Here is a 13,894-nt window from a genome sequence, read left to right on the forward strand (position 1 = left end):
GCGATCGAATGGCATCACCCGCACTGCACGCGAGAGGACCGCGCAAGCCCGCGCGTTATTTGGGCATCCTGCCGCGTTCGCCCGCCTTCTGGTTCCTGATACCCGCCATTGCCGCGCTGGCGATCATCGGCATCTATCCGTTGCTGCTTGCGCTGTATAACTCGTTTCATCAGTACAAGCTCGCGGATCTGGCCTCGGGTACGCCGTTCATCGGGCTCGATAACTACATCGCCACGCTGACCGATCCGTCCTTCTGGGGCGCGCTCGGGCGCACCGCGCTGTTCCTGTGCGTGACCTTGCCGATCGAGGTCGCGCTCGGGCTGTTCGCGGCGCTCATGCTGCATCGCACCGAACTGCCGTGGATGCGCGCGGCGGCCCGCGTGAGCCTCGTGATTCCGATGGCAACCACGTATGCGGTGGTCGGGCTGATCGGGCGGCTGATCTTCAATCGCCAGTTCGGCGTGGCGAACTATCTGACCGGACTGATCGGCATTCCGCCGCAGGACTGGCTCGCCGACCCGACGCTCGCCTTCGTCTCCGTCATGATCATGGATATCTGGCAGTGGACGCCGTTCTGCGCGCTGATCCTGCTCGCGGGACTCTCCATGGTGCCGAAGGAAGCGGAAGAAGCGGCGCGTCTGGAGACGCCGAAGTGGAGCATGATCCTGTGGCACTTGCAGCGGCCGTATCTGCTGCCGGGTCTCACGGTCATTCTCATCCTGCGTTCCGCCGACATGCTGAAGATGTTCGACGCTGTCTTCACGATGACGCGCGGCGGACCGGGCGCCGCGACCGAGTTCATCAGCGTGTATATCCAGCGGGTGGGCTTCCGTCTGTTCGATCAGGGCATGGCGTCCGCGCAGGCCATCATCCTGCTGATTCTGACCATCGTGCTGTCGCGTCTTTACATTCGTTTCGTGTATCGGGAGGCTGCGTGAGTTCATCTGTCTCGCAGGCGTCGAACGGCGCCTTGTCGTCGCGCGCGAAACGCGCCCGCGCTGCGCGCAAGCGCGTCACTGCATGGCATTTTCTGGGCCTTCTGGTCGTGTTCCTGTCGTCGGTCTTCCCGTTCTACTGGATGGTCACGACGAGCCTGAAGAGCCAGGCCGATGCACTCGCCTACCCGCCGAAGTGGCTGTTCTCGCCCACCTTGCATCATTACTCGGCGGCGCTGTTCGAACATGATGTCGCGGGCAGCCTGCTGAACTCGCTGATCATCGCGAGCAGCACCACCGTGCTTGCCATCCTGCTCGGCGCACCCGCCGCCTATGCGCTCGCGCGCTATGAGTTTCGCGGCAAGGAAGACCTGTGGTTCTGGTTCATCTCGAACCGCATGGTGAGTCCTGTCGTGCTCGCCGTGCCGTTCTTTCTGATCGCGACGAAGCTCGAACTCGTCGATACCCATATCGTGCTGATCCTGCTCTACCTGACGTTCTCATTGCCGATCGTCGTCTGGATCTGCACCGATCAGTTCCGCAACATCCCAATCGAACTGGATGAGGCCGCGCGTCTCGACGGCGCTTCACCCTGGCGCGTGTTCTGGCGCATCAATCTGCCGCTGGCGATGCCGGGCATCGTTGTCTCGGCGATCTTCGCGTTCATCTTCTCGTGGAACGATCTGCTGTATGCGCTCGTGCTGACGCGCAGCGACGCCATCACGTCGCCGGTGGCGGCAACGAGCTACATGAGCGGCTATGAATTGCCGTGGGGCGAGATCATGGCGACCGGCACGCTGATCGTCCTGCCGATGGTGGTGTTCGCGCTGGCCGTGTCCGGCCGGCTGGTGCAAGGGCTCACGATGGGCGCGGTCAAATAGAATCACGGTGCCCATCACTGAACACTGGAGCAACATGAGCAAGAGCGCACCGAGCATCGCCGTCGCGGAAACGGACGAGGCCATCGACTCCGAAGAGGAATTGCAGGCGCGCGTCGCGTGGCATTACTACGTCGGCAACCTGACGCAGCAGGAGATCGCGCAGCGCATCGGCAGCAACCGCGTGCGCGTGAACCGGCTGCTGGCCGCGAGCCGCGAATCCGGACTCGTACAGATCACGATCAACAGCAAGATCGCGCCGTGTGTCGCGCTGGAAGAGGCGCTTGCCAAGCGCTTCGGACTGGAGTGCGCGGTCGTCGTGCCGACCGGCGCGGACACCGAAGCCAACAACGCGGCGCTCGGCATCGGGGCGGCGAACTACTTTGCGCGGCAGATCAGCGCGGGACAGACCATCGGGCTCGGCTGGGGCCGCACCATTCGCGCGGTGCTGCGCGCGATGCCGCAGCGGTCTTACGGCGCGATTTCGGCGGTGTCGCTGCAAGGCGGGCTGTCGCATTGCCCGAGCATCAATACGTTCGACATCGTCTCCGACTTCGCCAACATCTGCCGCGCGGACAGTTATCTGTTCGCCGCGCCGATCTACGTGAGCAGCCAGAAGGCGCGCGACGTGATCCTTCAGGAAGAGACCGTGCGCGAAACCTATGAGCTTGCGCGCAATGCGAGTCTCGCGCTGCTCACTGCTGGCGACCTCACCGAGTCGCTGGTCGTGACCTACGGCATCGATAACCCCGAGCAACTGCGCACGCTGCAAAAGGCCGGCGCGGTCGGCGACATGCTGGGGCACTTCATGGATGAAGACGGCGAGCTGATCGATCATCCGCTAAACCGGCGCACCGTCGCCATCACGCTGGAAGACCTGCGCAAGATCCGGCGCGTGGTGCTCGTGAGCGGCGGCAAGAAGAAATTCCATGTGACGCGCGCGGCGTTGCGCGGACGCTATCCGTCCGTGCTCGTGACTGATGAAGAGACCGCGCAGCGCCTGTGCGACACGCCTTGATACCCATTCAATGAACCCGACCATCGACAGGAACCGCGAGTTTGCCGGCAAGACCGTGCTCGTCACGGGCGCGGGCAAAGGCATTGGCCATGCGACCGTGCATCTGCTGACAGAGCGCGGCGCGCGCGTGATTGCGCTGAGCCGCAGCCCCGCCGATCTCGATGCGTTGCGCGATGAGACCGGCTGCGAAACCATCGCCGTGGATCTCGCCGATGCAAACGCCACGCGTGAAGCCGCACGCAACGCGCAGCCCGTGGACCTGCTCGTCAACAACGCGGGTCTCGCGGTGCTGCGACCGTTCCTCGAAACCAGCGTCGAGGCCTTCGACCTGACGATGAACGTGAACCTGCGAGCCGCGATGATCGTCGCGCAGGAATGCGCGAAAAACATGATCGAGCGTGGCGTGGGCGGGTCCATTGTCAATGTGTCGAGTCTTTCGGCGAACGTGGGCTTCGCGTTGCATGCCGCGTATTGCGCATCGAAGGGCGGCATGGACGCGCTGACCCGCGTGATGGCCACCGAGCTCGGACCGCACGGCATTCGCGTGAACGCGGTGCTGCCTACGGTCACGATGACGCCGATGGGCGAACGCGCATGGAGCGATCCTGCCAAGTCCGGCCCGATGCTGGCGCGCATCCCGATGAATCGCTTCGTGCAGCCGCTTGAAGTGGCGCGCACGATCGCTTACCTGCTCGGCGACGATTCGAGCATGGTGAGCGGCGTGAGTCTGCTTGTCGATGGCGGATTCCAGGCCTGCTGATCCCGCTTGTTCAACATCAAAGGAAAGATGATGGAAGCACTGGTTCTCGAGGAAGCAAGGCGCATCAGTCTGCGTCCGTTCAGCCTGCCGCAAGTGGTGGGACCGCGCGATGTGCGCATCAAGATTCATACCGTGGGCATTTGCGGCAGCGACATTCATTACTACCAGCACGGGCGCATTGGACCGTTCGTCGTCAATGAGCCGATGGTGCTCGGGCACGAGGCCTCGGGGACGATCGTCGAAGCGGGCGAGGAGGTCACGCATCTGAAGCCGGGCGACCGCGTCTGCATGGAGCCGGGCGTGCCCGACATGGAGTCGCGCGCCTCGCGCGAGGGACTGTATAACCTCGACCCGAAAGTGCGCTTCTGGGCCACGCCGCCGGTGCATGGCTGTCTCGCGCCCTATGTCGTGCACTCGGCCGCGTTCACCTACAGGCTGCCGGATAACGTGAGCTTTGCGGAAGGCGCGATCGTGGAACCGCTCTCCATCGGACTGCAAGCCGCGAAGAAGGCCGCGATCAAGCCGGGCGACGTTGCCGTGGTGCTCGGCGCGGGTACGATCGGCATGATGTGCGCGCTGGCTGCGCTCGCGGGCGGGTGCAGCCGCGCGATCGTCTGCGATCTGGTTCAAGAGAAGCTGGACCTGATCGGCGGCGTGCAGGGTGTGACGCCGGTGAATATTCGCGAGCGCCGCGCGCTCGACGTGGTGAAGGAACTGACCGATGGCTGGGGCGCCGACATCGTGTTCGAGGCGAGCGGCAACGAGAAGGCCTTCGACGGCATCGTGGATCTGCTGTGTCCGGGCGGCTGTCTCGTGCTGGTCGGCATGCCACAGCATGCCATTCCGCTCGATGTAGTCGCGGTGCAGATCAAGGAAGCGCGGATCGAATCGGTGTTCCGCTATGCCAATATCTTTCCGCGCGCCATTCAGCTGATTGCATCCGGCAAGCTCGATGTCAAGCCGTTTATCTCACGCACGTTCCCGTTTGCAGAAGGCATCAAGGCATTCGAGGAAGCGGCGAGCGGTGTGCCGACCGACGTGAAGGTGCAGATCGTTCTGGAAGAGTGACTCAGAACAGCGCCTCTGCGACGTGCCACAGCACGCCGGACGGATCGAACACGAAGCCGACCTTCATTCCCCAGCTCTGCACTGCGGGAGCACGCGCGGGATTGACCGGAAAGCTTCCGCTCAGAGCGGCCGGGTTCGTGTCGCGCCACCAGGCATCGAGATCGCGCACGAGCATCTGCATCATGAAGTTCTCGGCCAGTTCCTTCACATAAAAGTTCTGCAGGATGAAGCTGAAGCCTTCGGACTTCAGCATCGCGATGTTCTCGTCCTGATGCGTGATGCGAAAGCCGAGTGCCTCATAGAAGCGCTTGGACAACTCGAAGTCTTTGGCGGGAACGAAAGGGCGCAGCGAAAGGACTTGGCTCATTCGGTAGATGGGCGAGGTTAAAACGGCAGTGTACCGTGCGCGTAACTCGGTACTATCATGTAACGGTCAACGTGGATCATCGCCGAGGCCGAATGTGAAACGAAAGGATCTGCTCACCAAACTTGTTCTGTTGATTCTTCTGTTTTTTGCCCCGGCTTTCTGCATAGCGTTCATCGCATGCGGATTCGCGGACTTCCAGCGTAGCCGTCAATTCAATCTTGCCAGCTGGCGCCGCTATTTCTTTGGCAATGGCGTGCTCACGTGGGTGCTGTCGCCATTCAATCTTCTGGTGGATTTGTTATGCAAGCGCAATCGCGGCATCTATGCGCTTGCGGACCTGCCCGAGGGTCATCAGGAAGAAATTCGCCACGTGATTGGCGCGTTCCGGAAAAACCTGACTTATGTTCAGGCGCATCTCGCCGCGCAGATGCCGGACAAACGGCGGGGCATGTGCTTCGCGCGCTGGTACGGCGTGCCGGTGGAAAGCTCGATCGACTTGCCCGAGTTCGGCCGCAACTTCAAGTATGTGCAGACCATCGGCATATCGGTTTTCAATGAGTGGCAAAGCACCTCGGTCCACTACGGGCCTCTGCGACTTACGCTCCGTTGCCTGTATAACCTGAAGCCTGTGCAGGACGAGAACGTATATATCGATGTGGCGGGGCATCGGCATTATTGGCATGATGAGCCGCTCTTCATTTTCGACGACACCCTCATGCATCAGTCCATCAACGATTCGGACCGCTTGCGCTATTGCATCTTTCTGGACGTATTGCGGCCCACGCACTTCGGCCGCGTATTGCATGCGCTCGTGACGGGCGTGCGCCTGAGCGTGGTGTCGGTGCGTCGCGTGTTCTATGCCAACTGGGAGATGATTCGCTGAGTCATTCACTACAGTGACTACAGCGATACGCCGAGCAGCTTCCCGAGCCCATAGGTGCAGCCCGCCGCTGCCAGTCCGATCAGCATTTGCCTCGCCGCTGAGAAAAGCGCGCCGCGGCCGTTGAACAGCGAGGTGAAGATGCCAATGCCGGCCAGTCCGAACGCGCTCAACGCCATGCACTGCGCAATCCCGTTCGCGCCGCTCGACCAAAGAAAGGGCGCCGCCGGAAACATTGCGCCAATGGCGAACAAGGCAAACGACGCAAGCGCAGCTGTCCAGGGATTGCCGCCGAGTTCGCGTGGATCGAGTCCCAGCTCTTCGCGCGTGAGGGTATCGAGTGCCTTGTCCTTGTCGAGCATGATCTGCGCGGCCACGCGGCGCGCTTCCGCTGGCTCGACGCCCTTCGCCTGATAGATGAGCGCGAGTTCGTGGCGTTCGGCGTCGGGCATGTGATCGAGTTCGTCCTTCTCCTTCGCAATCTGCGTGCGCGCCAGTTCGCGCGCGTTGGTGACGGACAGCCATTCGCCGAGCGCCATCGACGCCGCGCCCGCGATCAGACCGGCGAACGCGGTGAGCAGGACGGCTCTGCTTCCGGCACCGGCGCCCGCGACGCCCATGATGAGGCAGAAGTTCGATACGAGGCCGTCATTCGCGCCGAGCACGGCAGCGCGCAAGTTGTTGCCGGAAGCGACGCCGCGATGCCATGCTTCGGCTGCCGCTATTGCGTGACCCTTGTCGAGTCCCTTGTTGCGGCTCACCACGTCCTGCACGATGTCCGCGTGATGCCGTTCTTCCATCGACATCTGCGCGGCATCGGGTTGTCCGGCGTACTTGTCGCGATCGGCCCTCTCGTTCGCCGCGACCGAGCGGAGCACGAAGTCCGGCCCGAAGGCGCGAGCCAGCGTGCGCATGATGCGCGTCTTCACGCTCAGGTGATGCGCACGAACAGGCACGCCATTCGCGTTGAGTTTCGCGGCCCAGATGCTGGCATGGCGGCGCTCGGCGTCGGCCAGTTCGGCATAGACGCGCCGTTTGTCTTCTTGCGGTTCGGCTCGCGCCAGTGTGTCGTAGAGCGCGGCGCTGTCGAGTTCATCGGCGAGATTGGCGGTGAAGCGCCTGAGTTCAGCATGCGAGGCCATGACATCACCCTTGGATGGTTCGCCTGGTTCTTCTCAGGGTAATGACGAAGCCGGTCAAGATTGCCAATAGCCCCACAAGTTACGATAAGTGCGAATGTATTCGAGTCTCATCAAGCGCGGCGTTGTGCGTCGACATCCACCACGATCTTTCCCTGCGCCGCGCCGCTCATCAATGCTTCATAGGCTGTTTCCGCGTGATGCAGGTCGAAGCGGCGCGGATCCACGCGCGGCACGAGCCTGCCCGCTTCGACGAGCCGTGCAGCCACGCGCAGCATCTCGCCATGATGCGCGCGATGTTCTCCCGTCAGTAGCGGATACAGCGTGAAGACGCCCGAATAGCTCGCTTCACGGAACGACAGCGGGGCCAGCGCATGGTTGCCCCATCCGAGTGCGCTGACGACATGGGCGAAGTGCCGGACCGCTGCGAACGATGCATCAAGCGAAGCGCCGCCGGCAGTGTCCACCACGACGTCGAAGCCGGCCCCGTGTGTATGTTCAGCGACGTAGTGCTCGACGCTCGTTGTCTTGTAGTCGATCGGTATAGCGCCGAGGCTCTCGATATAGGCATGATCTTTTCGGCTGGCCGTGGCAAACACTTGCGCACCGAGCGAGCGCGCCAGTTGCACGGCGACGTGTCCCACACCGCCGGCGCCGCCCTGGACCAGCACGGTTTGTCCGGCCTGCACGCGCGCACGGTCCACGATGCCCGCATGAGCGGTAATGAAGGCAAGCGGCAGGGCGGCTGCGTCGTGCAAGGAGAGATTCGCGGGCTTGTGGGCGAGCAGCGTGGCATCGACCGACGCGTATTGCGCAAGCGAACCCTGTATGCCGCCGACGCCGCCGGTCATGCCATACACGGCATCGCCGGGTTTGAAGGCATCGACGTCGTGTCCGACTGCCTCGACGATGCCTGCCATGTCGATGCCCAGCACGAGCGGCAGCGGATGCCGTGCGTGCTCTGCGGCGCCGGCGCGGATCTTCGTGTCCAGTGGATTGAGGCCGCTGGCGGCAATGCGCACCAGAACCTGTCCCGGGCCGGGTTCGGGACGAAGCATGTCGACGAGTTCAAGCGGACCGTCGTGCCGGTTCAGAACGAGTGCATGCATGGTGGACATCTCGGGCTCCTTGATAGCTTGAATGCTGGTTTCGATACGCTCATACTCGGCCATGCACACAAGCATGTAAATCCAAAAAATTGAACGGCGATCATACAAAAATGAATGGACCCGATCTCGACTGGAGCGACGTGCGGGTGTTCCTCGCCATCGCACGAGCCGGCACGCTGGGCGCTGCGGCGCGCGTGACAGGCCAGACGCAGCCCACCATGGGACGCCGTCTGCGCGCGCTGGAGGACGCGCTCGGTCATGTGCTGTTCCAGCGCACGAGCGATGGCTTCGTGCTCACCGACGAAGGCGCGGCCGTGCTGTCCCACGCCGAGCGCATGGAAGAAGAGGCGCTGAGCTTCACGCGCGCGCTGGCGGGACAGGAAGCGTCACTGACCGGCTTGCTGCGCGTTTCATCGTCGGACTGGTTCGGCGTTCATGTGCTGACGCCGGTATTCGCACGCTTTCTCGCCAGGCATCCCGCTGTACAACTCGAACTCGTGACGGATGCGCGCCGCTATAACCTGGCGCGTCGCGAGGCGGATCTCGTGTTCCGCATCACGCCCTTCGATGAGCCTGACGTGGTGCAGCGCAAGCTCATGCATATCGATTACGCACTCTATGGCCGCCGCGATCTCGCGCCTCCTTCGCTGGGCGATGGAGAAGGACAGACGCTCATCAGCATGGACAGCGCATTCGATCAATTACCAGACGTGCTATGGGTCAAGCGCGCATTGCCCAAGGCGAAGATCGTCTTTGGCAGCAACAATCGCGATGTCCAGGCGCGGATGTGCGCCTTGGGAGCGGGCTTCGCGGTGTTGCCTTGTCCGCTCGGCGATGCCGATGCCCGCCTGAAACGCTTCGAAGTCGGCGAACAACCGCCGGGCCGTGACGTATGGATGGGTTATCACCGCGATCTCAAGCGAGTCGCGCGATTGCGCGCCCTGCTTGAGGAAACGCTGTCGGCTTTAGGCAAAGCATAGTCATTCGCAAGCCATCGACGCGGACTAATTTGCACTGCAACTAACCCTCTTTTTTGCCTGAAGCCTTTGAATTTGTTCAAAGCCAACGCTTACACGAGCCTTAAAGGAATATCGAAGAGAATAGGGCTGCGGAGATTAAGGCAAGCCGATAACTTCAAGAGCACATGCGCGCGCGCCACCTGTCGAGCTTGTTTGCAAAAGCGAGGCTACAATCCGCTAGCTCTTTCCGCTCGACCTCACGCCGGCTGTCCCCCCGCAGCCGGCCATTTGCGCTATCCGCCATATCTACTCCTAAGCCGGAGCCGCCCATGACCACGCTTGAAATCAATGGCCAGACTCATACGGTCGATGCCCCGCCCGACATGCCCGTGTTATGGGTCTTGCGCGATCTCGTCGGACTCACCGGCACCAAGTTCGGCTGCGGCATTGCGCAATGCGGCGCCTGCACGGTTCATCTCGACGGCGTGGCCGTCCGTTCTTGCGTGTTGCCGGTAGCGGCAGTGGGTGATCGCAAGATCACGACAATCGAAGCAGTCGGCGACACGCCAGCAGGCAAGAAGGTGCAGGCAGCCTGGCGCAAGCTCGACGTCGTGCAGTGCGGCTACTGCCAGTCCGGCCAGGTGATGTCGGCCGCAGCCCTGCTCGCGACCGTGCCCGATCCCGGCGACTCCGACATCGATGCCGCCATGGCCGGCAACATCTGCCGCTGCGGCACCTATCACCGCATCCGCGCCGCCATCAAGCAGGCAGCGAAGGAGGCGTGACATGTCGCAAGGACTGATCGAAGCGGGACGACATGCGGCTCGCGCGGGCTTCTCGCGCCGGGTATTCCTGAAGTGGGGCGTAACCGCGAGCGTGGCCGCGGGCGGCGGACTGCTGGTCGGCTTCAGCCTGCCCGCCGCGAGCCAGGATCAAGGCAAGGGCAAGTCGGTGATCGGCGGCGATGGCGTCGAGACGCCACAGGACGGCGTGTTCGCGCCGAATGCCTTCGTGCAGATCGACAAGAGCGGCAAGGTCGTGCTCATCATGCCGAAGGTCGAGATGGGACAGGGCGTCTATACGTCGCTGCCCATGCTGATCGCAGAGGAACTCGAGGTGCCGCTCGATCAGGTCACGATCGATCACGCGCCGCCGAATGAAAAGCTCTTTACCGATCCGCTGCTGGGCGGCCAGCTGACGGGCGGCTCCACCTCCATCCGCTATGCCTGGGAGCCCATGCGCCGAGCCGGTGCGGCTGCGCGCATGATGCTCGTCGCAGCGGCCGCGCAGCAGTGGCAATGCGACGCGTCGTCGTGTCAGGCGCAAGGCGGCAAGGTGGTCCATGCATCGGGCGACCGCAGCGCAAGTTATGGCGATCTCGCCGAAGCTGCCGCGAAGATGCCCGTGCCCACGGACATCAAGCTCAAGGATCCGAAAGACTTCAAGATCATCGGCACGCCGGTGAAGCGGCTCGATTCGCCCGAAAAGGTCGATGGCACCGCGATGTTCGGACTCGACGTGCGGCTTCCCGACATGGTGTACGCCGCCATCGTCAACTGCCCGGTCTTCGGCGGCACGGTCGTGTCCTTCGACGACAGCGCCGCGAAGAAAGTGCCGGGCGTGCGCCAGGTCGTCAAGTTCGACAATGGCGTTGCGGTCATCGGCGATCACACATGGGCCGCGAAGCGCGGTGCGGCGGCGCTGAAGATCGAGTGGAACGAAGGCGCGGGGGCGAAGCTGTCGACGCGGCAACTCGTCGATGACATGGCGCAAGCCTCCCAGCGCAACGGCGCCGTCGCGCGCAAGGAAGGCGATGCCGGCAATGCATTGTCGGGCGCCAAGACGCGCGTGGATGCCGTGTACGTTCAGCCCTTGCTTGCGCATGCAACCATGGAGCCGATCAACTGCACCGTGCATGTGCGCCCGGACGGCTGCGACATCTGGCTCGGCACGCAGGTGCCCACGCGCGTTCGCGACGCCGGCATGCAGGCCACGGGCTTGTCTGCGGACAAGATCGTCGTGCACAACCATCTGCTCGGCGGCGGCTTTGGCAGACGGCTCGAATTCGACATGGCGACGCAGGCGCTCAAGATCGGCAAGGCGCTGGGCGTGCCCGTCAAGGTGACGTGGTCGCGCGAAGAAGACATTCAGCATGACATGTACCGTCCGTGCTATTACGACCAGCTTTCCGCGGGCCTCGATGCAAACGGCAAGCCGGTCGCCTGGACGCATCGCATCGTCGGGTCGTCGGTGCTGGCGCGCTTCGCGCCGCCTGCCGTGAAGAACGGCGTCGATCCGGACGCGGTGGAAGTCGCGGCCGATCTTCCCTACGATCTGCCGAATCAACTGATCGATTACGTGCGGCTCGAACCGCATGATGTCCCCACCGCGTTCTGGCGCGGCGTGGGGCCAACGCGCGGCACCTTCGTGGTGGAGAGTTTCATCGACGAACTCGCGGCGCAGGCCAAGGCCGATCCGGTCCAGTACCGGCGCGACCTGCTGGGCAAGTCGCCGCGCGCGCGCAACGTGCTCGATGTCGCCACGCAGGCGGCCGGCTGGGGACAACATGCATTGCCGCAAGGGCAGGGGCGCGGCGTCTCAGTGATGCACGCGTTTGGCAGCTTCTTCTCGATCGTCGCCGATGTGAGCGTCGACAAGGAAGGCGAGGTCAAGGTCGAGCGCATCGTGTGCGCGGTGGATTGCGGCATGGCCGTGAACCCGAACACCATCGAAGCGCAAGTGCAGGGCGGCATCATTTTTGGCATCACGGCGGCGCTCTATAGCGAGATCACGATCAAGGACGGCAGGGTCGAGCAAAGCAACTTCACGGACTATCGCATCTTGCGGATTCATGAAACGCCGCCGGTGGAAGTGCATATCGTCAAGAGCACCGAAGCGCCCGGCGGCATCGGCGAACCCGGGACGGCCGCGCTCGCGCCGGCCATCACCAATGCGATCTATGCGGCCACCGGCAAGCGACTGAGGCAGTTACCGGTCGGCAGCCAGTTGCGCAGCGCTTGAGGGAGCCCGTCATGAAGAACGCATTCAAGCCGCTTTGCGCGGCGCTGTATGCGGCAGGCATGGCCTTTTGCCTGTCGACCTCCGCTGCACGCGCCGCCGATACCGCGAACGACGCGCTCGTCGCCCGTGGCGCCTATCTCGCGAAAGCGGGCGACTGTGTCGCGTGCCATTCGATTCCGCGCGGCAAGCCGCTCACGGGCGGCCTCAAGATGATGACGCCCGTCGGCGCCATCTATTCGACCAACATCACGCCGGACCCTGAAACCGGGATTGGCCGTTACACGGAAGAGGACTTTGCGCGCGCCTTGCGCAAGGGTGTCGCGAAGGACGGCCATAACCTTTATCCGGCGATGCCGTATCCGTCGTACGCGAAGATCAATGACGAGGACATGCATGCGCTCTATGCGTACTTCATGCATGGCGTCACGCCGGTGAACCAGGCGAATCGGGAAGCGGACATCAAGTGGCCCATGAACATGCGCTGGCCGCTCAAGTTATGGAACATGGTGTTTCTCGAGAACGGCGCGTATCAGAACAAGCAGGGCAAGGATGTCGCGTGGAATCGCGGCGCTTACCTGATTCAGGGGCTGGGACATTGCGGCTCGTGTCATACGCCGCGCGGCATCGCGTTCCAGGAAAAAGGCCTCGATGAAAGCAGCAGCGCGTTCCTGACAGGCGGCCCGCTCGATAACTGGTTCGCCTCGAACCTGACCGGCGAACACAATACGGGCCTCGGGCGCTGGTCGGAGCAGGATGTCGCGACCTTTCTGAAGACCGGTGCGAATGCGCATGCTTCGGCATTCGGCTCGATGACGAGCGTCATCAACAACAGCACGCAACATCTGGACAACGCCGACATCACCGCCATGGCGCAGTATCTGAAATCCTTGCCGGCGGCGGGCGGCACGGGAGCGCCGGCCTATTCGTATGATCCCAAAGCGACGCGCGTATCGCTCACGCGGCCCGCGGCTTCGGACGCAGGGGCACGCGTCTATACGGCGTACTGCATGCATTGCCACGGCGTGGACGGACGTGGCTTCGCGCCGATGCTGGCGCCGCTTGCGGGCAACCCGAATGTGCTGGAAAAGGATGCGTCGTCGCTCATCAACGTCACGCTCAACGGGACGGAGGATATCGTTCTTCAAGGCGTGCCCGCGCCTTATCCGATGCCGCGCTATGCACCGGTTTTGAATGACCGGCAGATCGCCGACGTCCTGACCTTCATTCGCGGCGCGTGGAATAACAATAACAATGCGCCCGCGATAGCGCCGGAGGACGTGGCGAAGATGCGCAAGGCCACCCAGGCGGCGCGCTAGGCGAACGCATGGCGCGCGCTTGATCGATTCGCCTCATGAAGCAAAGTCGATGACGTCGAGGTGAATGGAACTGGCCGGGTGAGCCAGAAACTTCCGGTGGACGCGCGCGCTGATACGTTCATAACCGTCGCTCAAGGCTTTCAGCAGACGCTCGTCGCTGGCGCCCACGGGCGCCCAGAAACATTGCTCCAGCGCCTTGCGGGTGATGTTGCATTGAATGGCCTGCTCGCGGGAAAACGCGACGAAACTGACGGACGCACGGTCCGCAGCGATGCTTGCATGGATCGGGAGCTTGCTTGTCATGATCTGACAGGAGTGTCCAGGGCGCCGGTTTTATTGTGTCAGAAATCGACGCATGCGCGCACTCCGGATCGAAAGCGAAAGCTGTCTGGATTGCCTGACGTTCCTTACTTCATTCAAGTGAAGAATTCCGCCTTGACGCTG

The 13,894-nt window shown here is 62.8% G+C and carries 14 protein-coding genes; 10 read left to right on the top strand and 4 right to left on the bottom strand.

Annotated elements, in window-relative coordinates; genetic code table 11:
- The first annotated feature begins 8 nt into the window (after positions 1-8).
- Genes QCE63_RS22200 through QCE63_RS22220 form a run of 5 tightly spaced genes read left to right on the top strand, consistent with a single transcriptional unit; the run spans position 9 to position 4,659 of the window.
- Positions 9-938: a sugar ABC transporter permease gene (locus QCE63_RS22200; protein WP_309836027.1), complete on the top strand. Its 930-nt coding sequence runs from the start codon at positions 9-11 to the stop codon at positions 936-938.
- Positions 935-1,816, top strand: coding sequence for a carbohydrate ABC transporter permease (locus tag QCE63_RS22205; protein ID WP_309836029.1), 882 nt, complete (start codon positions 935-937; stop codon positions 1,814-1,816). The genes QCE63_RS22200 and QCE63_RS22205 overlap by 4 nt, the downstream gene beginning before the upstream one ends.
- A 34-nt stretch (positions 1,817-1,850) precedes the next feature.
- Positions 1,851-2,831: a sugar-binding transcriptional regulator gene (locus tag QCE63_RS22210; protein ID WP_309836031.1), complete on the top strand. Its 981-nt coding sequence runs from the start codon at positions 1,851-1,853 to the stop codon at positions 2,829-2,831.
- 10 nt (positions 2,832-2,841) lie between these two features.
- Entirely contained in the window at positions 2,842-3,591 is a 750-nt protein-coding gene (locus QCE63_RS22215; RefSeq protein WP_309836032.1) for an SDR family oxidoreductase, read from the top strand.
- Between the two features lie 30 nt (positions 3,592-3,621).
- Positions 3,622-4,659, top strand: a complete 1,038-nt coding sequence (locus tag QCE63_RS22220; protein ID WP_309836033.1) for an NAD(P)-dependent alcohol dehydrogenase — start codon at positions 3,622-3,624, stop codon at positions 4,657-4,659.
- 1 nt (position 4,660) lies between these two features.
- Here the strand turns inward: QCE63_RS22220 and QCE63_RS22225 are convergent, their stop codons facing one another.
- A complete protein-coding gene (locus tag QCE63_RS22225) occupies positions 4,661-5,026 on the bottom strand; it encodes a VOC family protein (protein WP_309836035.1) in 366 nt (121 codons plus the stop codon).
- Positions 5,027-5,120: 94 nt separating this feature from the next.
- Here QCE63_RS22225 and QCE63_RS22230 point away from each other — a divergent pair, with 94 nt between their 5' ends.
- Complete coding sequence (locus tag QCE63_RS22230) at positions 5,121-5,909, top strand: aspartyl/asparaginyl beta-hydroxylase domain-containing protein (RefSeq protein ID WP_309836036.1); 789 nt, start codon at positions 5,121-5,123, stop codon at positions 5,907-5,909.
- A gap of 17 nt (positions 5,910-5,926) precedes the next feature.
- Here QCE63_RS22230 and QCE63_RS22235 read toward each other — a convergent pair whose 3' ends face one another.
- A complete protein-coding gene (locus QCE63_RS22235) occupies positions 5,927-7,048 on the bottom strand; it encodes a VIT1/CCC1 family protein (protein WP_309836037.1) in 1,122 nt (373 codons plus the stop codon).
- A gap of 110 nt (positions 7,049-7,158) precedes the next feature.
- On the bottom strand, positions 7,159-8,163 hold the full coding sequence (locus tag QCE63_RS22240) for a zinc-dependent alcohol dehydrogenase family protein (RefSeq protein ID WP_309836038.1): 1,005 nt from the start codon (positions 8,161-8,163) through the stop codon (positions 7,159-7,161).
- A gap of 101 nt (positions 8,164-8,264) precedes the next feature.
- On the opposite strand from QCE63_RS22240, the gene QCE63_RS22245 reads away from it, so the two are divergent.
- The 4 genes from QCE63_RS22245 to QCE63_RS22260 all read left to right on the top strand — a co-directional run bounded on the left by QCE63_RS22245 (position 8,265) and on the right by QCE63_RS22260 (position 13,450).
- Positions 8,265-9,134: a LysR family transcriptional regulator gene (locus QCE63_RS22245; protein ID WP_309836039.1), complete on the top strand. Its 870-nt coding sequence runs from the start codon at positions 8,265-8,267 to the stop codon at positions 9,132-9,134.
- 308 nt (positions 9,135-9,442) lie between these two features.
- The gene (locus QCE63_RS22250; RefSeq protein ID WP_309836040.1) at positions 9,443-9,898 is read left to right on the top strand and encodes a 2Fe-2S iron-sulfur cluster-binding protein; all 456 of its coding nucleotides are present in this window, start codon (positions 9,443-9,445) and stop codon (positions 9,896-9,898) included.
- A gap of 1 nt (position 9,899) precedes the next feature.
- Positions 9,900-12,134: a xanthine dehydrogenase family protein molybdopterin-binding subunit gene (locus QCE63_RS22255; RefSeq protein WP_309836042.1), complete on the top strand. Its 2,235-nt coding sequence runs from the start codon at positions 9,900-9,902 to the stop codon at positions 12,132-12,134.
- Positions 12,135-12,145: 11 nt separating this feature from the next.
- The gene (locus QCE63_RS22260; RefSeq protein WP_309836043.1) at positions 12,146-13,450 is read left to right on the top strand and encodes a cytochrome c; all 1,305 of its coding nucleotides are present in this window, start codon (positions 12,146-12,148) and stop codon (positions 13,448-13,450) included.
- A gap of 33 nt (positions 13,451-13,483) precedes the next feature.
- Here QCE63_RS22260 and QCE63_RS22265 read toward each other — a convergent pair whose 3' ends face one another.
- Entirely contained in the window at positions 13,484-13,753 is a 270-nt protein-coding gene (locus QCE63_RS22265) for a DUF1488 family protein (RefSeq protein ID WP_309836045.1), read from the bottom strand.
- Positions 13,754-13,894 lie beyond the last annotated feature (141 nt).

Source organism: Caballeronia sp. LZ065 (assembly GCF_031450975.1).
GTDB lineage: Bacteria > Pseudomonadota > Gammaproteobacteria > Burkholderiales > Burkholderiaceae > Caballeronia.